The organism is Pseudomonas sp. TMW 2.1634 (assembly GCF_001703595.1).
GTDB lineage: Bacteria > Pseudomonadota > Gammaproteobacteria > Pseudomonadales > Pseudomonadaceae > Aquipseudomonas > Aquipseudomonas fragi.
The window spans coordinates 2,286,062-2,304,698 of record NZ_CP016849.1; the positions used below are offsets into that span (position 1 = coordinate 2,286,062).

The window sequence follows — 18,637 nt, forward strand, 5'->3', positions numbered from 1 at the left end:
ATATCCTCTGCAAACCGTCACGTTTAACCGCGCTCGGGTTAGCTATAGCTGGCCTGGTGGCTGCCGCACCGCCTTGTGTTAATGCAGCAACAAGCACGACAAATTCTCAGGAAAGCCTTGAAGCAATCAGTTCAAACCGTGACAGCAGCCAGATTGAACTGGCTAGCCAATGGGGGCTAACCCTTGAGGACTGGAGTCGTTACCAAGCCCTAATGAAAGGCCCACGCGGCATCTACTCCCCCGGGCTGGATCCGCTGACTGCCCTGGGTATTGAAGCAACGTCGGCAGAGGATCGTCGTCGTTACGCCGAGCTGCAGGTCAAAGCCGAGCGCCAGCGGGTCGAGAAGGAACTGGCCTACCAACAAGCCTATGACCAGGCCTTTAAGCGGTTGTACCCGGACGAGAAGATTATCCAGCTGTCAGCCAGCCCGGCCTCCCCCATGACCAGTTCCCCACGAGCGCTTAAAAGCGACGGTCGCTTGGCCATCTTTGTGCAGGACAACTGCATGGCCTGTGTCACGCGGATTCAAAACCTCCAGGCGCAAAATCAGCCTTTCGACTTGTACTTCGTCGGCAGCCAGGGCGATGACGAGAAGATCCGCCGCTGGGCAATCCTGGCCAGGATCGAACCGACCCGTGTCCTGAACCGCGCGATCACACTGAATCACGATGCCGGGCGCTGGCAGGGTCTGGGTCTAGGCGGCGAGCTTCCAGCCGTGGTGCGCGAGGTCAATGGCCAATGGCAACGTCAGTAATTCGGGTAGTGCTGTTCGGTATCCTTCTGCTAGGCACTCCCATCACCTACGGCGCAGAGATTCCACCTCCGGCGTACCAACTGATCGCACTACCGGCAGGGGTGCCGTCAGAGGTGCTGTACTCGGTTGCCCTGCAGGAAAGTGGTACCCGACTGCGTGGCCAACTCGTGCCCTGGCCCTGGACATTGAATGTTGCAGGCGCCGGATATCGCTTTGCGACCCGTAGTGATGCCTGCAACGCATTACTGCACGCCATTCAAACCGCAGGCCCTCACCGGGTCGACGTGGGCCTCGGCCAGACCAATATCGGCGCCAATGGCCACCGTTACAGCTCTCCATGCGAGGGGCTGGATCCGTATAAAAACCTGTCGGTCACCGCTCAAATTCTGGCAGAGCACAAGGCCAAAGGCGGCGATTGGATCACCGCCGCCGGGCGCTATCACCGCCCGGCCGGGGGCAAGCCCGCTGCTCGTTATCGACTGGCCTTTGCCAAACACCTCAGCCGCGTCACCGGCATCAACCTAATGGCGATCACTCCATGAATCGACTCTATTATCCATTTCTACTCCTGCCGAGCCTGAGCCTGGCGCAGGCAATACACGCCAGCTCGCTGATTGTGGTCGAGGACAGGGGAGGCGTATCTGCTCTGCCCTATTATCAGGACCTCAACCCTGAACCAACCGCCCAATCGATATCTGCTTTGAACATTGGTGTTCGTGGCTCCGGGGCATTTCCTGTGCGCTCGACGCAACTGACACCAGGCCAAGAAAAGAGCCGAGTGATCAACGCGCCCGGCCTGCAGCCGCTATTTCTGGTGGGAGACGATGAACTGTCCAGAACCTGGCTCTCACAGCGTCGCGAGCAACTGCAGCAACTGCAGGCCGTAGGGATCGTGATCAATGTGACCAGCGCCGAGCGCTTTGCCGAGGTTAAACGCTGGGCCGGAACACTGCAGATAGTGCCCGCACCGGCTGATGATCTGGCGCAACGTCTCGGCATTAGCCACTACCCTCTATTGATCACCGCCACCACGCTCCAGCAGTAAGGCGCTGACCGAAATCATGGCCAGCACCTACACCATCGAATCGCTACTGCGACCCGCCGTCGAGCTGTACACGGTGCTTGTCTGTGTCGCTGCGGCGTTGCTGTGCGTGTTCGCGCCTTGGGCATTCGCCCTGACACCATTGTTCGGCGTGGTCTCTGCTGTCGGCTTTTTAGGGCTCGGCTTTGTGCGCCTGCGGCAGGCATGGGTGGTGTTACGTTACCGCCGCAATATCCGCCGCCTGCCCCACTACACCATGACCAGCAAGGATATTCCGGTCAGCAACGAGCGCCTGTTTATCGGCAAAGGCTTTCGCTGGACGCAAAAACATACCCAGCGCCTGATGGACACCTATCTGCCCAAATACGCCGAGTATGTTGAGCCAACTTCGATTTACAGGTCGGCACGCCGCCTGGAAGAGCGGCTGGAGTTCGCGCCTTTTCCGCTCAAGTTGCTCAGCAAAGTCACAGCATGGAATATCGCGCTGAACCCGGCCCGGCCACTCCCTCCCGTAGGTGGATTGCCGCGCTTGCATGGCATAGAACCGCACGAAGGCGACGTCAGCTTGCCGCTGGGAGAACGGGTTGGCCACTCTCTGGTGCTGGGCACAACGCGGGTGGGCAAGACTCGTCTTGCCGAGCTGTTTATCACTCAGGACATACGCCGAGCTAAGCATCTTGATCGCGAGGTCGTGATCGTCTTCGACCCCAAAGGCGATGCCGACCTGTTAAAGCGCATGTACATCGAATGCAAACGCGCTGGCCGACTCGATGAGTTCTACGTTTTCCATCTGGGCTGGCCTGACTATTCGGCACGGTATAACGCGGTGGGTCGTTTTGGCCGGATCTCGGAGGTGGCCACACGGATTGCCGGTCAACTCTCTGGGGAAGGCAACTCCGCAGCATTTCGCGAGTTCGCCTGGCGCTTCGTCAACATCATTGCCCGCGCTCTGGTAGCCCGAGGCCGACGCCCGGACTACGAACAGATCCTCAAGCATGTGATCAATATCGATGCCTTGTTTATAGAGTACGCACAAAACTACTTCGCGCAGCACGACCCCAAGGCCTGGCAAACCATCGTCGAGGTCGAGGGCAAGATAGATCGGAAAAACCTCAGCTTCGCCATGAAAGATCGCCCGCTGCGCGTGGTCGCCCTGGATATGTACCTCACCCAGAAACGCATCTCTGACCCGGTCATGGATGGCCTGCGCTCGGCAGTGCGCTACGACAAAACCTACTTCGACAAGATCGTCGCCAGTTTGCTGCCACTGCTGGAAAAACTCACCACCGGCCGCATCGCAGAGCTGCTGTCACCCGACTATATGGACCTTGAAGACCCACGGCCGATCTTCGACTGGATGCAGGTCATCCGTAAACGAGCGGTTGTGTATGTGGGACTGGATGCCCTGTCGGATGCCGAAGTGGCCGCCGCCGTGGGCAACTCAATGTTCAGCGACCTGGTGTCGGTGGCCGGGCATATCTACAAATTCGGCATCGATGACGGCCTGCCCGGCGCCAGCAGCGGCAAGGTCGCAATCAATGTGCATGCAGATGAATTCAACGAACTGATGGGCGACGAATTTATCCCGATGATCAACAAGGGCGGTGGTGCCGGCATGCAGGTTACCGCCTACACCCAGACCATGAGCGATATCGAGGCAAAAATCGGCAGTCGGGCCAAGGCTGGCCAGGTGATCGGCAACTTCAACAACCTCTTTATGTTACGTGTTCGCGAAACCGCCACTGCCGAACTGCTGACCAACCAGCTACCCAAGGTCCAGGTGTTCACCAGCACAACCGCCAGCAGCGCCAATGATGCGATCAATGGCAACGCCGCCTTCACCTCCAACACCCACGACCAGATCCAGAGCGTCAGCGTGCCGATGATCGAGCCCGCTCATGTGGTGAGCCTGCCAAAGGGGCAATGTTTTGCCCTGATCGAGGGCGGCAACCTGTGGAAGATTCGTATGCCATTACCGGCGAGCGACCCGGACGAAGTCATGCCCAAGGATCTGCAGGCCCTGGCCGAAGGGATGCGCAAAGGCTCAGTGGACAGTAGCGACTGGTGGCAGGCTCCTGGCTATCAAGTGTTGAGCGAATCATTACCTGAAGATCTGGTGGATGACTTTCGCCAGATGGCCAATGAAGGTCATAAGGTTTAAACCTGATGGCCGACATCGCAGAAAAAGCCCAACAACAGCAGGAAGGTCAAAAAACCTTTCTCGGCATCCTGCTCGCAACACCCTTCCACTTTCTGGGAGTGATGTTTGGCTCCTTGCTGGCTGCCATCGTCGTCGAATGGATATGCCTGTATCTGTTCTGGCCAGAGGCAGGCTGGCGACATGCGCAACAGATGTTTGAATACGAGTTGAGCTGGTTGTCCCAGGACTTGATCCATAGCGTTGTCATCAATGAGCCGGGGCGCACGGCAACCTGGTTGGCCCAAATGGTCTATGACTGGCTGATGGTGAAAACCGGCATGCAGGACAGCATCAATGCCCTGACCCATTACGCAGGCACCACCTCCCCACAACAGATCGTCAACTTGGATCTGCGCTACGAAACAGGCCGGGTAATGATCAAGCTTCAGGACTATGGCTTGGCCGCGCTGTATACCGTGCTCACCTTCTGCGTGCGGATGGTCATTTTGACGATGACCATCCCGCTGTTTTTACTGGCAGGGTTTACAGGGCTGGTCGATGGGTTGGTGCGGCGTGACCTGCGCAAGTTTGGTTCGGGGCGGGAGTCCAGCTATCTGTATCACAAGGCACGGGGGACGATTATTCCGCTGATGATCGTACCTTGGACGGTGTATCTGGCCTTGCCGGTCAGCGTTAGTCCGCTGTTGATTTTGGTGCCGTGCTCAGTTTTTTTAGCGGTTTCAGTCCATATCACTGTCTCAAGCTTCAAGAAATATTTGTAAGGGTTGTACATGCCCAAGGTCAACTGTGACGACCTCAAATTCAAGCGTACTGAAAAGATGAACTTTAAACCACTATCCCTCCAATCAAGGCAATCGTGATATCACATTGATATTCCTCTCGCCTTGTTATATTTTTGCCGGTCAAGCTCACGCTACTGGAAGGCATTTGTGTACATTACCCGTATAAAGATAAAAAACTTTCGCTCTTTAGTTGACGTAGAGATACTCCCTGTTAATTACACAGTCCTTTCCGGGGCGAATGACTCCGGGAAGAGCAATGTTTTACGGGCGCTTAATCTGTTTTTCAACAACCAAACTGACGTAGGCAAGCAATTAGTATTTGCGGATGACTACAGCCAGAACGCTGTTGGCAGAGCAAACCGCGCTAAAGAGATAATGGTTGAACTCGAAATACAACCACCAGCTAACTACACCGATAATGATCCAGTAGTGTGGCGCAAGGTATGGAGAGAAGAAACTTCAACACCTTATGATGAGCACATGAAAATGGTGGGAGACAAAGCATTTAGTGCACGCTCCAAAACTGAATACTGGTTACGACAGATAGGTTACGAGTATGTGCCTGCTATTCGAGGCGAGGAATTTTTCAACACACTAAAAAGGCGATTACATAATACTTTAGCGGAAACTATAGCGCCAAAATTAGCTAAGGCTTCAGGACAGTTCCTTAAGAGCTTACGCACAGAAGTCCGAGGCATTGAAGTTGAAGCTTTGAGAATCTTGAGCTTAAAAACAGAATTTTCCTTGCCTACAGACTTAAGCAGCCTTTTCGAAATTCTTGACTTCAAAACAGCGGACAAACATGCTGCGACACCTTTGCAACATCGAGGTGATGGCGTGCAAGGAAGGCATATTCCTGTGATTTTGCGGTTTCTGGCTGATCAGCGAAAAGCAAATTTCGCCAGAGGCAGGCCCTCACCAGAAACTATTTTCGGGTATGAAGAACCTGAGAATAATTTGGAGTTGGCTAGACAGGTTGATGAGGCAAATGAATTTTACCGCTGCTCGGATATAATTCAAGTACTTCTCACTACCCATTCCCCTGCTTTCTACAGTATCACTAAATCACAAAATAAAGCACGTGCACTGCATGCGTCTCGACAAAATGGCGCCACGGAATTTTCCGACTCAACAACTACTGCCACACTTGATGACGGCCTGGGTTTGATGCCATTTATCGAACCTTACCTGAAATTAGCACTGGACCAGCGCCGTCAACTTATTGATCAAATAAAAGAAGTCGAAGGTCAGTCCTTACATATTGACCACTGTGTACTCTGTGTTGAGGGAGACACGGACAAAGTCATCTTGGAAAAAGCATACTCTTTACTTTTTGGCTCAACCTTACCATTCAAAATAGTCACAAAATCAGGATCTGGGGCTGGTACTAACTGGGCTGTGGGGTATGCTACCGCGCGCGCCGTCATGACTGACATCAAGGGTCGTACTGCAGTTCTGCTGGATGGTGATGAAGCTGGATCGACAGCAGAGAATATCTTGAGTCAACGGATGGATTCTTTAGATGCAAAGGGAAAAATAAAATACTTTAAGCTTAACAAAATCAGCGGGGATGATGAGTTGCGGATGGCGATCAAGGCTGGCTTCGAACTATCCATTGCAATTGAAGAACTGTGCGGGGCCGAAGCTTGGGATCATGCGGAGTCAAAAAGCTGGCTGGAGCCACGTCCGGACATTGTTAAATTGAATTCAGCATTGTTAAATACAGACCAATCATTTAATAGCTTTCTAAATGACACTGTAGACGATATAAAATGCCGCAGACTGATTGCCAACCGCATCAAATGGATGAAAAAGAATGACTTCTCCAAGTATGTATTAAAGCAAATGAATGAATGTAAAACCGTACCTCCAAGCCTAGAAAAGCTAGCTCAAGAAGTACATAAATACTTTACACGATAAATTACAACCCACCCGACAGCGAGCAAAATAACTGCGTTTTTCGCAGTTATTTTTACCAATATCTATCACTCTAAAATCCTAACCAACCATCTACGCACTGCAATATGCTGGCGCCAAGTATCTGAATAGCAATCCGCATGTCAATCCTCATCCTACTCAGCAATACGAAAACATTAATAACATTCTTGCAGCCATAAACAACGCCACCTAGCTAGTCCACCTTAACGCAAACATACTAGCATCAAATTATTACACCCAACACCCAACACCCAAAAACACCAACACATGAGGTACTACAAACCTCCGACCCTGAGGAATGACAACTAGCATTTCGAATCATTAGAAACCGAAGAAACCCATCTATAGCCGTTAACAATTCATCATCAACATGGCCAGAATTAATACCCCACACATAAACAACAGACCAACGAAGCAGGTTCTGCGCTACCCACCTCAATATCAGGTCCAATCGCCTGAAAATATTCAGTACATCAGACCATCTGCACACAACAAGAATTTGGCGTGCAAATCATCCAGACTAGACATCATCAAGCCCCCGCTAAAGAAATCCTTCCCCCCCTAAATATGCTTTTCTTGCTGCAAGCCCCCCACTGAGCTCGGCAAGCTGATTGCAACACGAATCACCAGAGCCCAGCCGTGATCCATTACCTGCGTCTCACAGTACTCACTTACCGCATGCCCCTTGCGTGTCTTATCGCACTGGCTGGATTCACCCTGCCGATCGCCCACGCATCAGCCGCCTCCGCTTCCGAGCAATCCAACCTGACCATCATGATCCGCCAGCTCTACGCTCTGGAAGACACTGCCCAGCGCAGCGCCCAGCTCACCGATGAACCCGCCAAACGCTACTACTTCGACTACCCGCGTCTTGCCCAAGATATCGAGCGCATCCGCCTTGGCCTGGAAAACTACCTTACGCCCAGTCGAGCCCAGCCTCGCGACCCGGTAGAGCTTTCGGGCAGTTACTCAACCGAAGGACGCAAGCCATGAGCATGAGTGGCGTTCAAGCCTCTGCCTTTCAGGCGGCGGGAGGGTTCCCGCCTTCGGCCAGTTATCTGCTGTTCGTTGGCTTCACCGTGGCGATCAGTTTTTTGTGGGGCGCCTGGGCGCTATGGAGCTGCTACCGGGGCTGGGCCACCGGCAATCTGGATCGGTCCGTCGCGGCACCCTCTGTGATCCGCATTCTGCTGCTCAGCATGATTCTCACTGCTTTCGTTCTTAGCTGACCGCTTTGGAGTTTCGCCATGTTTCGATTTTCAAAAACACGCTGTATCGCGATGGGTGCATTCGCGTTGCCCGGTTTGGCCATGGCAGGGCTTCCAACTGCTCAGGCGCCTTCTCGTGGCGAGGGCTCGAACCTGATTCAGACCATGCAGAACTACGCCTATGACGGCTTTCTTCTTCTTGGTCTGATCATTTGCGCCGTGGTGTTTTGCGGGGTCGCCTGGCATGCCTTTGGCACTTACCACGAGATTCAACTCGGCAAGAAGAAGTGGATGGATCTGGGCGCAACTGCTGCGGTAGGCGTTGCGATTCTCGGGGTTGCCATCTTCCTGGTAACCAAGGCCACCGCCATCCTTTAACGAGTACGGGCCATGACCGAGCTATTTGATGACGGCACGCTGATGTTTCTTCCGGACAGGCTGAACAGCCAGCCCGTGATCATGGGTGGTCTGACTGCCGACGAGATGTGGACCACATTGCTGCTCTGTAGCGTAACGGGACTGTTGGCTGGTATTCCCGCCGCAATTCTGACCCAAATCTGGGCACTGATTATTGCTGGAGCCATGGTCGGTGGCGTGCTGGGACTGGCTATCGCCAGCCGGGTCTTGCGCCGCATGAAACGCGGGCGCCCGGGTACCTGGCTGTACCGTCAAATGCAGTTGGCGATTGCCCGGCATATCCCTACCTGGAACAGCGCTCGTCTGATCACACGCTCCGGTGCATGGACTTGCCGTCGCTCGGAGGCGCCATGACCTACCGCAAGCGCGTAGATGCCCAGCAGTCGCATATCAAAAGCCTGCGCCTGGTGATCGGCCTGCTGATCGCACTCGGGCTGTATATGGCGTATGGCTGGCAAAGCGCCCCCCGTGATCTGACCATTCATGTCCCGCCTGACCTGCGCTCGGGCAACACCCGACCGTGGTGGGACGTTCCGCCAGAGTCGGTGTATGCCTTTGGCCTCTATATCTTCCAGCAGATGAACCGCTGGCCCTCGAACGGTGAGACCGATTACGAGGACAACATCATCCGCTTGAGCGGCTACCTGACGCCGAGCTGCAAAGCCTATTTGCAGCGGGACTTCGAACTGCGCCGCAACAGCGGTGAACTGCGCAAACGCGAACGCGGGGTGTTCGAGATTCCCGGGCGTGGTATCGACAACCAGCAAGAGCCGCATGTTCAGCAACACAGCATCAATGACTGGACCGTAAACCTGGATATCACCGCCGACGAGCATTACGGCGGCGAGCGGGTGAAGCGAGCGTTTGCGCGTTACCCCCTGCATATCATTCGCTCCGATGTTGATCCCGAAAAGAACCCCTTCGGACTGGCCTGGGACTGCTATAGCGGTAATCCGCAACGTATAGAGGTCGCAGCAGAACCCATCAGGGCAGGAGATAAAGGATGAAGCGCCTTCTGCTGCTCGCTGCGCTGGTTGCGTGCAATTTCGCTCATGCCGTGGAGATTCAGCGCTGGGAGCGTATTCCGCTGGCCTTGCCATTGGTCGTCGGGCAGGAGCGCATCGTCTTCGTTGATCAAAATGTGCGGGTAGGACTACCCCGCCATCTGGTCGACAAGCTGCGCGTGCAAAGTACCGGCGGCACCCTATATTTGCTGGCCAAGGAGCCCATCGAGCCGACCCGTCTGCAACTGCAAAACATGAGTACCAGCGAGATCATGCTGGTGGATATCATCGCGACGCCCGGCAAGGCCAACCAGCCAGCCCTCGAGCCAATTAAAATCGTGGCCGGTGACAACTCTGCGGCGCGTTATGGCCAGCTCTCCCCCAAGGCTGAAGACTCTAAAGCTGCCAACCGATCGACCGAGCAAAATAGCGACGCCGCAGCGCCAGCCCAGCGTGAAACACCGCTGCCTGTGGTGATGACACGCTATGCCGCGCAGATGCTGTATGCCCCCTTGCGCACAGTTGAGCCGGTGCCAGGCATTGCGCAGGTCAATCTCAAACGCAATATGGATCTCACCACCCTGCTACCCACCCGGCCTGTCGAGGCCAGGGCCTTGGGGGCATGGCGACTGGAGGATTTATGGGTCACGGCCGTCAAGCTGCGCAACACCGGCAGCAAGCCTGTGACTTTGGACCCGCGTGAATTAATGGGCGACTTCATCACCGCTACTTTCCAGCATCCCTATCTCGGCGCCAAAGGCGATGCCAGCGACACCACGACTGTCTATCTGGTAACCCGGGGTCGTGGACTTGCCGAGTCGGTACTGCCCCTGACTGTCGGGCAGATCGACCCGAAAGGAGCGCGCCGTGAAGAATAATCCGCTGATCAAGTTTCTGGTTATCCCGTTCGTGATCGTCGCGGTTATCGTCATGGCCAAGCTGTTTAGCGGCGGCAGTTCACAGCAGGACGCTCAAGATGCAGGCACCCTCTCCCTCAATTCGAACGAAGCGAAAAAACTGGGAGTCGATGGCGATACCCCCGGCGACACTCTACGCACCATTGTCGCGGAAAGTCGCCAGCTCAAAGATCAGGTCAGCAATGCCCTGCAGAACAATGACGCACTGAAACAACAGAATGCCGAGCTGCAAAAGCGCCTGCAGAGCATCGATCAAAACATCGCGACCACCCTGCAAAACGCCAAGGACACCCTCAAACAAGAGTCGGAGCAACAGAGCCAGACGTTCTTGGATACGATGCAACAGCAGTACAACACCCTGAGCAACAAACCGGGCGCAGGCAGCACCACCGGGTCTGACTTGCCGATCGGCTTTGGCATTCAGCCCGGGGATGGCCAGCACTTCAAGGGAGCGCCGGAGCTGGACCTGGTGTGGATAAATCCGCAAGACGCCACGCCCGTCGATATCAACGGCAAACCCATTGCCGCAGGCTCCAATCAAACCGCTAACGGTTTCAACTTCCCGACCTCATTTGGCGAAACCCTGGATCGCGGCCAGCATGCCCTGAGCATCGGGGTCCAGGCCGTGGCGAATGAAGTCGCCCCGCAGGACGCCCGCAAGCAAGTGCGCAAGGTCTACACCCTGCCGCAAAACTCGACATTGATGGGCTCGGTAGCCATGTCCGCATTGATTGGCCGGGTGCCGATCGACGGCACCGTCAATGACCCCTACCCGTTCAAGGTGTTGATCGGCCCGGACAATCTCACCGCCAACGGTATCGACCTGCCCGATGTCGCCGGGGCGGTGGCCAGCGGAACCGCGTCCGGGGACTGGACCCTATCTTGCGTGCGCGGGCAGATCAAAAGCCTGACCTTCGTGTTCAACGACGGCACCGTCCGCACCTTGCCCGCGCCACCCGAAGAAGCCACCCACAACCCGAACAGCAATAACGGCAACCAGTCCACCATCCAAGGCGGCCTGGGCTGGATCAGCGATGACCACGGCATTCCCTGCATCAACGGCGAGCGCAAAAGCAACGCCTCGCAGTACATCGGCTCGCAGGTGCTGATCACTGCGGCCGGCGCGGGCGCGGCCTCGCTGATCAAGTCCGATGGCAACAGCAGTTCATTTATCAACACCCAGACCGGGACAGTCGGCACCGTCGGCATGTCCGGCAGCGAAGCCATGAGCAAGATCATCGGCTCAGGCGTCAACGATATCTCCAGCTGGGTGAACAAGCTCTACGGTCAGGCCTTCGCCGCCGTATATGTGCAGCCCGGGGCCAAAGTCGCGGTGCATCTGGACCAGCCGCTGACCATCGATTACGAACTGAAAGGCCGCAAGGTCGACTACCGCTCAGGGGGGCGCCATGTCTCGACGTCGCTGGACTAACTACTGTGTCGCTTTGACCCTGGCGCTGCTGACTTCAGCCTGCTCCACCAGCAAGGACGAGCTGCTGCCCCACGGCAGACAGACGATGATGGATGTTTGGCAGCAAGGCACCAGCGCCAGCAACCGTCAATTGATAGACGCACGCCAGGCCCTGCGCCGACCGCTTGAGCCCGGGCAGGTCGACCCAAACACCTTTACCCGCACGGCGAAAAACGAGATCTACAGCCAGTTCAAGCGCCTGCCCAATCCCGATCTGGTGATGTACGTCTTCCCCCATTTGGCCGGCTCTGATCCGGCGCCGATTCCGGGCTACTCAACGGTGTTCCCGCTGTATCAGCGCGTGCAATACGCCATGCCCGGTGAGCGCACGGAGGACTATTGATGGGACTTTGGCAACGTTTAAAAGCACGCCAACGATCAGAGCCTGACCTTGATCACACTCAAACATCAGAAACCTTCGAGGCCGCTACCGATCGCTACTTCGAACGCTTGGCCGCGCAGGGCATTCCCTCCCCGGAGGATTGGCGCAATCCCAAACAGAAACCGGCCACCACCGCCGACGTCGCCCGCCTGTACGACGTCAACGCTTCCTTCGTCGACCTGCTGCCCTGGGTCGACTACTTGCCGGCAGAGCAAGCCATGCTGCTGGAGGACGGCGTTTCCCGCGCAGCCTTCTTCGAGCTAACACCCATTGGCACCGAGGGCCGCGACCCTGACTGGTTGCGCAAAGTCCGTGATGCGCTGGAAAACGCGCTGCAGGACTCCTTCGACGAGCTGGAAACATCGCCCTGGGTAGTCCAGCTCTACGCCCAGGACGAAACCAATTGGGACGATTATCTCCAACACCTGCACGACTACATCCAGCCCCGGGCCAAAGGCTCCGCCTTCAGCGAGCTGTATCTGCAACTGATGAAACAGCATCTGGCCGCCATCTCCAAACCCGGCGGCCTGTTCGAGGACACTACGGTCAGCCAGTTGCCCTGGCGAGGCCAGCAACGCCGAGTGCGACTGGTCGTCTATCGCCGAATCCAGAGCGCAGACCTCGACGTGCGCGGCCAGTCCCCCGGCCCGTATCTGAAAATCATCTGCGATCGACTGACCGGAGGACTGGCCAATGCAGGTATCAAAAGCCATCGCATGGATGGCCACGCCATCCGCCACTGGCTGATCCACTGGTTCAACCCTCGGCCCGACCACCTTGGGCCAGCAGATGCCGATATCCGCCGCTTCTATGAACTGGTCTGCCAGCAAGTGCCCGCGATGGCCGAAGACGAGTTACCGCTGGCCAGCGGCACCGACTTCTCGCAGAACCTGTGCTACCGCGAGCCACTGTCGAATACCGACAAAGGCCTGTGGTACTTCGACGGCCTGCCCCATCGCGTGGTGATGCTCGATCGACTGCGCGAAGCGCCCAAGACCGGCCACCTCACCGGCGAAACCCGCAAAGGCGGCGATGCCCTCAATGCCCTGTTCGACAAAATGCCAGAGGACACCCTCCTCTGCATAACCTTGGTTATCACCCCGCAGGACACCCTGGAAAGTCATCTGGAGAAACTGTCCCGCAAAGCCGTCGGCGACACCCAGGCCTCGATGCTGACCCGCGAAGACGTCAACACCGCCCGCCAGTTGCTCGGCCGCAAACACAAACTGTACCGGGGCAGCGTGGCGTTTTACCTGCGCGGCCGCGATCACGCACAACTGCAGGAACGCAGCCTGCAACTGAGCACCGCCCTGCTTGGCGCGGGTATGGAGCCGGTTGAGCCCCGTGATGAAGTGGCACCCCTGAACACCTACCTGCGCTGGTTACCGGGCAACTTCGACCCCAACCAACGCCGTACGCTGGACTGGTACACCCAACTGATGTTCGCCCAGCATATCGCCAACCTGGCGCCGGTCTGGGGCCGCTCCACCGGTACCGGCCACCCCGGCATCACCCTGTTCAACCGCGGCGGCGCGCCCCTGACCTTCGACCCGCTAAACCGGCTCGATCGGCAAATGAATGCCCACCTGTTCGTGTTCGGCCCGACCGGCGCCGGTAAATCGGCGACCCTGTGCAACCTGATCAGCCAACTGATCGCGGTGTACCGACCACGCCTGTTTATCGTGGAAGCCGGCAACAGTTTCGGCTTGACCGGCGATTTGGCAAAACGCCTGGGCTTGACCGTCAACCGGATCAAATTGAGCCCCGGCTCAGGCGTCAGCCTGGCGCCCTTTGCCGATGCCATCCGCTTGGTACAAAGCACAGACAATCTCAAAGTCGTCGGCCCCGACGACGTGGAGACCTCCGACGCCCATACCAACAGCCAGGACGAGCAGCGCGACATCCTCGGCGAACTGGAAATCGCCGCACGCCTGATGATCACCGGCGGTGAAGCCAAGGAGGAAGAACGCCTGACCCGCGCCGATCGCAGCGCCATTCGCCACGGCATCCTCGCCGCAGCCAGAACCTGCGCCAGCACAGGCCGACCGGTGCTGACCCAGGACATCCGTGATGTCCTCAAAGTCGCCGCCCAGGACGCAGACGCACCTGAGACCCGGCGCAACCGCATGCAAGAAATGGCCGAAGCCATGGACATATTCTGCATGGGCAGCGATGGCGACATCTTCAACCGCGAAGGCACGCCCTGGCCTGAAGCCGACATCACCATCGTCGACCTGGCCACCTATGCTCTGGAGGGCTACAACGCCCAATTGTCGATCGCCTATATCTCACTACTGAACACCATCAACAACCTGGCCGAACGCGACCAATACAAAGGCCGGCCCATCGTCAAACTGACGGACGAAGGCCACATCATCACCAAAAACCCGCTGCTCTCCCCCTATGTGGTGAAGATCACCAAAATGTGGCGAAAGCTCGGTGCCTGGTTCTGGCTGGCCACGCAAAACATCGACGACCTGCCCCCGGCGGCGGCGCCGATGCTGAACATGATCGAGTGGTGGATTTGCCTGAACATGCCACCGGACGAAGTTGAAAAAATCTCCCGATTCCGCGAACTGACACCCGCGCAAAAAGCCCTGATGCTCTCGGCGCGCAAAGAAAGCGGCAAATACACCGAAGGCGTCCTGCTGTCCAAGAGCATGGAAGTACTGTTCCGCGCGGTACCGCCCAGCCTGTACCTGGCGCTGGCCATGACCGAATCGGAAGAAAAGAAAGAACGCTACGACCTCATGCAAAGCCAGCGGGTCAGCGAACTCGATGCCGCCATCCAGGTCGCCGCCCGCATAGACCGCTTGCGCGGAATCGAACCCCACGTCGTCACCTTCCCCGAACCCACCACGGCCTTGGAGCCCCCGGTATGAGAACGCTAAATAGCCTGACCCAGAACTTGATAGAAAGCCTGACCCTATTGCTGCAACAGCCAGGGGAAGATGCGCTACAGACGCTGGAGGTGTGCGCGCCGGTGCTGATCGAGCAGTTGCAGGAGGTGCTGGTGCGGGCGGTGGATCGGCGGGATTTTGAGATTCAGTTGAGGGCTGTGCTGGAGGTTTGGTTGACGAAGTACCCGCAATCTTCAGCAGCCGAGACGGCGTTGTTTGGAGGGTTGCGTAGCGGTGGATTGGTGAGCCACGCTCAGGTAACAGTGCTTTGAGTAACCAAGAATTGGTGGATATCTGTAATGACTTATACATCCAAAAGTGATGCTTTTGCGTCGATTCACAGCACCGCTGCAGCACTGCTGTAAATCGGTGCCATATACAAAACAGCTATGTGTGAATTCGACGCATCCTGTATCGCGGACGTACCTGCCGGAATAAAACCTGACCAGATTAAGCAGACCAGCGAAAACAGCTAAGTCAGCAAGTCTTCGCCAGGTACCTGAATACCAGTGCATTTAACGTCAGCTGGAGGCGCTCACAGGACCTGTAGCAGCTGTAAATTATGGGCAGCAATCGACCCTATAGCAGACGCTCAGCACCACTTTTTTGCGTTTCTCTAGCCGTTACAACCTGCAGCGCTCTATGCGAACAAGCGCGGTGTTGTTATCGATCATACTGCTGCACTATGTGCATTAATGATCTGCAATCAGGCAGTCTTGTTCATTACAGGGTTAGTTCTCACACTAGAGGCATCTATGTGAAGGAAACTTCTGGGTGAAGGGGAAATAACCATGGCATCCGTGATCCGAGTTAACCAGTTCGGCAATCCTGAAGTAATGAGCCTGGAGATACTGAGCGAGCAATCACCACGGCAAGGTGAGGTCTGGCTTGAGCAAGAGGCTATTGGCGTAAACTTTCTCGACGTCACCCAGCGCAAGGGAGCGGTTCCCATCGCGTTGCCATCTGGGCTTGGGTTGGAAGGCGCTGGGCGTGTTGCCGTAGTGGGTGCCGGTGTCAGCAATGTACAAGTTGGGGATCGTGTCGCTTATGCTACCGGCCCTATTGGCTCGTATGCTTCAGCTCGGCTTTACCCGGCGGAGCGGCTGGTTAAAATTCCGGATGCACTGTCGTTCGACGATGCCGCCGCCGTCATGTTTAAGGGCATCACGGCACAGTACCTTTTGAAGGCCACCTATCCCGTCGGACAGGGCACAACCATCCTCCTCTACGGTGTGGCCGGAGGTCTGGGGGAGATCATGGTGCCTTGGGCAAGGCATTTGGGTGCAACCGTAATCGGTGTGGTTTCGAAACCGGCCAGTGTCGAAAAGGCTCGAGCGTTGGGTTGCGATGAAGTCCTGGTGTTTGATGCCGACAGCCTGGCATCGGACGTTGCTCGTATCACCGACGGGAAAAAGGTCGACGTCGTCTATGATCCAATCGGGCGCGTTTCTTTCCAGGCATCCCTGGATAGCTTGCGCCCCCGTGGCCTGATGGTCTCGTTCGGCGCTTCATCGGGCGCACCGTCAGCCGTGGAGCTGTCGACACTCAATTCCAAAGGGTCGCTGTTCCTGACACGCCCTTCGTTGGCAGCCCATACGACCAGTGTCACTGAGTATCAGGAACGTGCTCAGGATGTTTTGGCAGCACTGGCTGCGGGTATTATCAAACCCCGGATCTGGGCAAGCTACCCGCTGGCTGACGCAGCGTCGGCGCATGCCGATCTGGAGTTCGGGCGTTCATCGGGGGCGATAATTCTAAAACCATGAATCTTGATGTTCTGAATAATCAGCACAGTGACGAAATCGCTGCGTTTCTGGCAGTCGCCTCGCAAGGCTCATTTGTCGGGGCTGGCCGGCTATTACAGCGACACCCTACGATCGTCTCGAAACGACTTGCGTCGATGGAAAAGCGCCTCGGTGTGCGGCTCGTGGAGCGTTCAACCCGACAAGTTCGAATTACTGAAGTAGGTGCCAAGTTGGAGCAGCGTCTGCGCTCAGCCATCGAATTGATGAATGAAGCGCAGCAGCAAGCGACTCAGGGTGCCAGTGAAATTCGAGGTACTTTGCGACTCGCACTGCCCGCAGCCATGGGGCGACGTTGGCTTGCCCCGCTACTGCCGGAATTTCTAAAGGCCTATCCTCATGTCTCAATCCTTGCAGACTATAGCGAGCGACTTGTCGATTTCATTGATGAAGGCTTTGACGCTGCAATTCGGATTGGAGAGCTGGAGGACAACAGATTGATCGCCAGTAAACTGAGTGACCATCGCCGGATATTGTCCGCCTCGCCTGCCTACATCAGGGAGCACGGCATGCCTGAAACTCCTCAGGATCTGATCAAGCACAACTGCCTTCGCTTCAGCGGTCTTGCGACTTTTCCTCAGTGGAGACTTCATCGCGGTAACGAACTACAGACTGTCTTACCTAAAGGAAACCTGACGGCCAATGATAGCGAGTCGTTACTTGCGGCGGCCTGCGCTGATGCGGGAATACTGGGCGCAGGTGAGTGGTTGATGAGTCGCGACATTGCAACCGGAAACCTGCTGCATGTCCTTCCTGACTGGCAATTGGACACTGCTGGTGGAGTCTATTTGGTCAGGCCCTCGGCCAAATTTCCTAGTGCCGTGGTCGTCGCCTTCAAACAATGGATCGAGTCAAAGTTCAGCCCTACACCTCCCTGGGCCATTTAACCGGCTGATCTTCAATTCTCCCCAAATTAATGGAGGCCCCTTGTTCAAAGGTGTCGCTCTTTCTATTGCTTCATCCTGCCTTTTTGCCATCCTGTATTACTACGCGACTTTGCTTGCCCCACTGAGCGGAGAGCAAATTTTCGGATGGCGGATGCTGCTGATGTTGCCTTGCATCACCACTTTTCTGGTGCTCAGCGGCGAATGGCGGCATGTAAATGCAGTCTGGAAATACCTCAGGCGAAAACCTCAGATGATCATACCGCTTTGCCTGAGCAGTGCCTTGCTAGGCATGCAGCAGTGGCTGTTTATGTGGGCACCACTAAACGGTCATGGGCTCGATGTTTCTCTAGGCTATTTTCTTCTACCGCTCGTGATGCTCCTCGTCGGCAGGATTTTGTATGGTGACCGCCTGACATCTACACAAAAAATTGCAGCCCTTTGCGCTGCAACGGGTGCGCTTAACGAGCTTTACCAGGTCGGGCTTCTTTCATGGTCGACGCTCTTGGTAGCCTTAGGTTTTCCTTTGTATTTCGTATTGCGACGAAAACTCGACACGGCACATCTCGGCGGCCTTTGGTTTGACATACTGCTTACGTTTCCGGTTGCGGCCTATTTTGCTATGGGGCAGGAACCAGCCGCGGATGCCTTCTCCCGGGCGCCGTGCTTGTATTTTCTGCTTGTTCTGTTAGCGGTTATCAGTTCAGCCGCGTTTATGGCCTACACCGTTGCGAGCAAGATCCTTCCGTTCAGCCTGTTTGGTCTACTAGGTTATGTTGAACCGATATTGATGGTCGCTGTGGCCCTAGCCTTGGGTGAGCAGATCAGAGCTGAGCAGTGGATGACGTACCTCCCAATCTGGATGGCAGTGGGCTTGCTTATTTTCGACGGTGGCCTTCATTTGTGGCGTTCGCGGGGGTTTAAAAAGTAGAAAAAATGCGGAGAAGATGTAAGGGAACGGTGAACACACCTTC

At 56.1% G+C, this 18,637-nt stretch carries 19 protein-coding genes; all 19 read left to right on the plus strand.

The features are described from left to right. The first annotated feature begins 44 nt into the window (after window positions 1-44). Window positions 45-755 carry a TIGR03759 family integrating conjugative element protein gene (locus tag BFC21_RS10870; protein WP_177342605.1) on the plus strand — a complete coding sequence of 237 codons (711 nt, stop codon included), beginning with the start codon at window positions 45-47 and terminating at the stop codon, window positions 753-755. Further along, on the plus strand, window positions 740-1,297 hold the full coding sequence (locus tag BFC21_RS10875; RefSeq protein WP_120266101.1) for a lytic transglycosylase domain-containing protein: 558 nt from the start codon (window positions 740-742) through the stop codon (window positions 1,295-1,297). Before BFC21_RS10870 ends, BFC21_RS10875 begins: the two co-directional genes overlap by 16 nt. Next, complete coding sequence (locus tag BFC21_RS10880) at window positions 1,294-1,800, plus strand: integrating conjugative element protein (protein WP_120266102.1); 507 nt, start codon at window positions 1,294-1,296, stop codon at window positions 1,798-1,800. Before BFC21_RS10875 ends, BFC21_RS10880 begins: the two co-directional genes overlap by 4 nt. Window positions 1,801-1,816: 16 nt before the next feature. Continuing rightward, a complete protein-coding gene (gene traD / locus BFC21_RS10885; RefSeq protein WP_120266103.1) occupies window positions 1,817-3,958 on the plus strand; it encodes a type IV conjugative transfer system coupling protein TraD in 2,142 nt (713 codons plus the stop codon). A 5-nt stretch (window positions 3,959-3,963) separates the two neighbouring features. Beyond that, complete coding sequence (locus BFC21_RS10890; protein ID WP_120266104.1) at window positions 3,964-4,719, plus strand: TIGR03747 family integrating conjugative element membrane protein; 756 nt, start codon at window positions 3,964-3,966, stop codon at window positions 4,717-4,719. A gap of 168 nt (window positions 4,720-4,887) precedes the next feature. Then, complete coding sequence (locus tag BFC21_RS10895) at window positions 4,888-6,660, plus strand: ATP-dependent endonuclease (protein WP_162939313.1); 1,773 nt, start codon at window positions 4,888-4,890, stop codon at window positions 6,658-6,660. Window positions 6,661-7,356: 696 nt separating this feature from the next. Then, the gene (locus BFC21_RS10900) at window positions 7,357-7,671 is read left to right on the plus strand and encodes an RAQPRD family integrative conjugative element protein (RefSeq protein WP_120266714.1); all 315 of its coding nucleotides are present in this window, start codon (window positions 7,357-7,359) and stop codon (window positions 7,669-7,671) included. Beyond that, window positions 7,668-7,907 (plus strand): TIGR03758 family integrating conjugative element protein, encoded by a 240-nt coding sequence (locus BFC21_RS10905; RefSeq protein WP_120266106.1) that lies wholly within the window; start codon window positions 7,668-7,670, stop codon window positions 7,905-7,907. The genes BFC21_RS10900 and BFC21_RS10905 overlap by 4 nt, the downstream gene beginning before the upstream one ends. 18 nt (window positions 7,908-7,925) lie before the next feature. Continuing rightward, the gene (locus BFC21_RS10910; RefSeq protein ID WP_120266107.1) at window positions 7,926-8,264 is read left to right on the plus strand and encodes a TIGR03745 family integrating conjugative element membrane protein; all 339 of its coding nucleotides are present in this window, start codon (window positions 7,926-7,928) and stop codon (window positions 8,262-8,264) included. Window positions 8,265-8,276: 12 nt separating this feature from the next. Further along, window positions 8,277-8,657, plus strand: a complete 381-nt coding sequence (locus tag BFC21_RS10915) for a TIGR03750 family conjugal transfer protein (RefSeq protein ID WP_120266108.1) — start codon at window positions 8,277-8,279, stop codon at window positions 8,655-8,657. Continuing rightward, window positions 8,654-9,310: a PFL_4703 family integrating conjugative element protein gene (locus tag BFC21_RS10920; protein WP_120266109.1), complete on the plus strand. Its 657-nt coding sequence runs from the start codon at window positions 8,654-8,656 to the stop codon at window positions 9,308-9,310. The genes BFC21_RS10915 and BFC21_RS10920 overlap by 4 nt, the downstream gene beginning before the upstream one ends. Then, window positions 9,307-10,185, plus strand: a complete 879-nt coding sequence (locus BFC21_RS10925; RefSeq protein ID WP_120266110.1) for a TIGR03749 family integrating conjugative element protein — start codon at window positions 9,307-9,309, stop codon at window positions 10,183-10,185. Before BFC21_RS10920 ends, BFC21_RS10925 begins: the two co-directional genes overlap by 4 nt. After that, window positions 10,175-11,656, plus strand: a complete 1,482-nt coding sequence (locus BFC21_RS10930) for a TIGR03752 family integrating conjugative element protein (RefSeq protein ID WP_120266111.1) — start codon at window positions 10,175-10,177, stop codon at window positions 11,654-11,656. The genes BFC21_RS10925 and BFC21_RS10930 overlap by 11 nt, the downstream gene beginning before the upstream one ends. Next, complete coding sequence (locus BFC21_RS10935) at window positions 11,634-12,038, plus strand: TIGR03751 family conjugal transfer lipoprotein (protein ID WP_120266112.1); 405 nt, start codon at window positions 11,634-11,636, stop codon at window positions 12,036-12,038. Before BFC21_RS10930 ends, BFC21_RS10935 begins: the two co-directional genes overlap by 23 nt. Beyond that, the gene (locus BFC21_RS10940) at window positions 12,038-14,959 is read left to right on the plus strand and encodes a conjugative transfer ATPase (RefSeq protein ID WP_120266113.1); all 2,922 of its coding nucleotides are present in this window, start codon (window positions 12,038-12,040) and stop codon (window positions 14,957-14,959) included. The genes BFC21_RS10935 and BFC21_RS10940 overlap by 1 nt, the downstream gene beginning before the upstream one ends. After that, window positions 14,956-15,249 carry a hypothetical protein gene (locus tag BFC21_RS10945; protein WP_120266114.1) on the plus strand — a complete coding sequence of 98 codons (294 nt, stop codon included), beginning with the start codon at window positions 14,956-14,958 and terminating at the stop codon, window positions 15,247-15,249. Before BFC21_RS10940 ends, BFC21_RS10945 begins: the two co-directional genes overlap by 4 nt. A gap of 519 nt (window positions 15,250-15,768) precedes the next feature. Next, window positions 15,769-16,743 carry a quinone oxidoreductase gene (locus BFC21_RS10950; RefSeq protein WP_120266115.1) on the plus strand — a complete coding sequence of 325 codons (975 nt, stop codon included), beginning with the start codon at window positions 15,769-15,771 and terminating at the stop codon, window positions 16,741-16,743. Then, window positions 16,740-17,666: a LysR family transcriptional regulator gene (locus BFC21_RS10955; protein WP_120266116.1), complete on the plus strand. Its 927-nt coding sequence runs from the start codon at window positions 16,740-16,742 to the stop codon at window positions 17,664-17,666. Before BFC21_RS10950 ends, BFC21_RS10955 begins: the two co-directional genes overlap by 4 nt. A 40-nt stretch (window positions 17,667-17,706) precedes the next feature. Next, window positions 17,707-18,594 carry an EamA family transporter RarD gene (gene rarD / locus BFC21_RS10960; protein ID WP_120266117.1) on the plus strand — a complete coding sequence of 296 codons (888 nt, stop codon included), beginning with the start codon at window positions 17,707-17,709 and terminating at the stop codon, window positions 18,592-18,594. Window positions 18,595-18,637: the final 43 nt, after the last annotated feature.

What these genes read in the sequence shown, in the direction of transcription:
- BFC21_RS10875 (WP_120266101.1), top strand. Translation starts at nt 740, where the DNA reads ATGGCAACGTCAGTAATTCGGGTAGTGCTGTTCGGTATCCTTCTGCTA.
- BFC21_RS10880 (WP_120266102.1), top strand. Translation starts at nt 1,294, where the DNA reads ATGAATCGACTCTATTATCCATTTCTACTCCTGCCGAGCCTGAGCCTG.
- traD (WP_120266103.1), top strand. Translation starts at nt 1,817, where the DNA reads ATGGCCAGCACCTACACCATCGAATCGCTACTGCGACCCGCCGTCGAG.
- BFC21_RS10890 (WP_120266104.1), top strand. Translation starts at nt 3,964, where the DNA reads ATGGCCGACATCGCAGAAAAAGCCCAACAACAGCAGGAAGGTCAAAAA.
- BFC21_RS10900 (WP_120266714.1), top strand. Translation starts at nt 7,357, where the DNA reads ATGCCCCTTGCGTGTCTTATCGCACTGGCTGGATTCACCCTGCCGATC.
- BFC21_RS10905 (WP_120266106.1), top strand. Translation starts at nt 7,668, where the DNA reads ATGAGCATGAGTGGCGTTCAAGCCTCTGCCTTTCAGGCGGCGGGAGGG.
- BFC21_RS10910 (WP_120266107.1), top strand. Translation starts at nt 7,926, where the DNA reads ATGTTTCGATTTTCAAAAACACGCTGTATCGCGATGGGTGCATTCGCG.
- BFC21_RS10915 (WP_120266108.1), top strand. Translation starts at nt 8,277, where the DNA reads ATGACCGAGCTATTTGATGACGGCACGCTGATGTTTCTTCCGGACAGG.
- BFC21_RS10920 (WP_120266109.1), top strand. Translation starts at nt 8,654, where the DNA reads ATGACCTACCGCAAGCGCGTAGATGCCCAGCAGTCGCATATCAAAAGC.
- BFC21_RS10925 (WP_120266110.1), top strand. Translation starts at nt 9,307, where the DNA reads ATGAAGCGCCTTCTGCTGCTCGCTGCGCTGGTTGCGTGCAATTTCGCT.
- BFC21_RS10935 (WP_120266112.1), top strand. Translation starts at nt 11,634, where the DNA reads ATGTCTCGACGTCGCTGGACTAACTACTGTGTCGCTTTGACCCTGGCG.
- BFC21_RS10940 (WP_120266113.1), top strand. Translation starts at nt 12,038, where the DNA reads ATGGGACTTTGGCAACGTTTAAAAGCACGCCAACGATCAGAGCCTGAC.
- BFC21_RS10945 (WP_120266114.1), top strand. Translation starts at nt 14,956, where the DNA reads ATGAGAACGCTAAATAGCCTGACCCAGAACTTGATAGAAAGCCTGACC.
- BFC21_RS10950 (WP_120266115.1), top strand. Translation starts at nt 15,769, where the DNA reads ATGGCATCCGTGATCCGAGTTAACCAGTTCGGCAATCCTGAAGTAATG.
- BFC21_RS10955 (WP_120266116.1), top strand. Translation starts at nt 16,740, where the DNA reads ATGAATCTTGATGTTCTGAATAATCAGCACAGTGACGAAATCGCTGCG.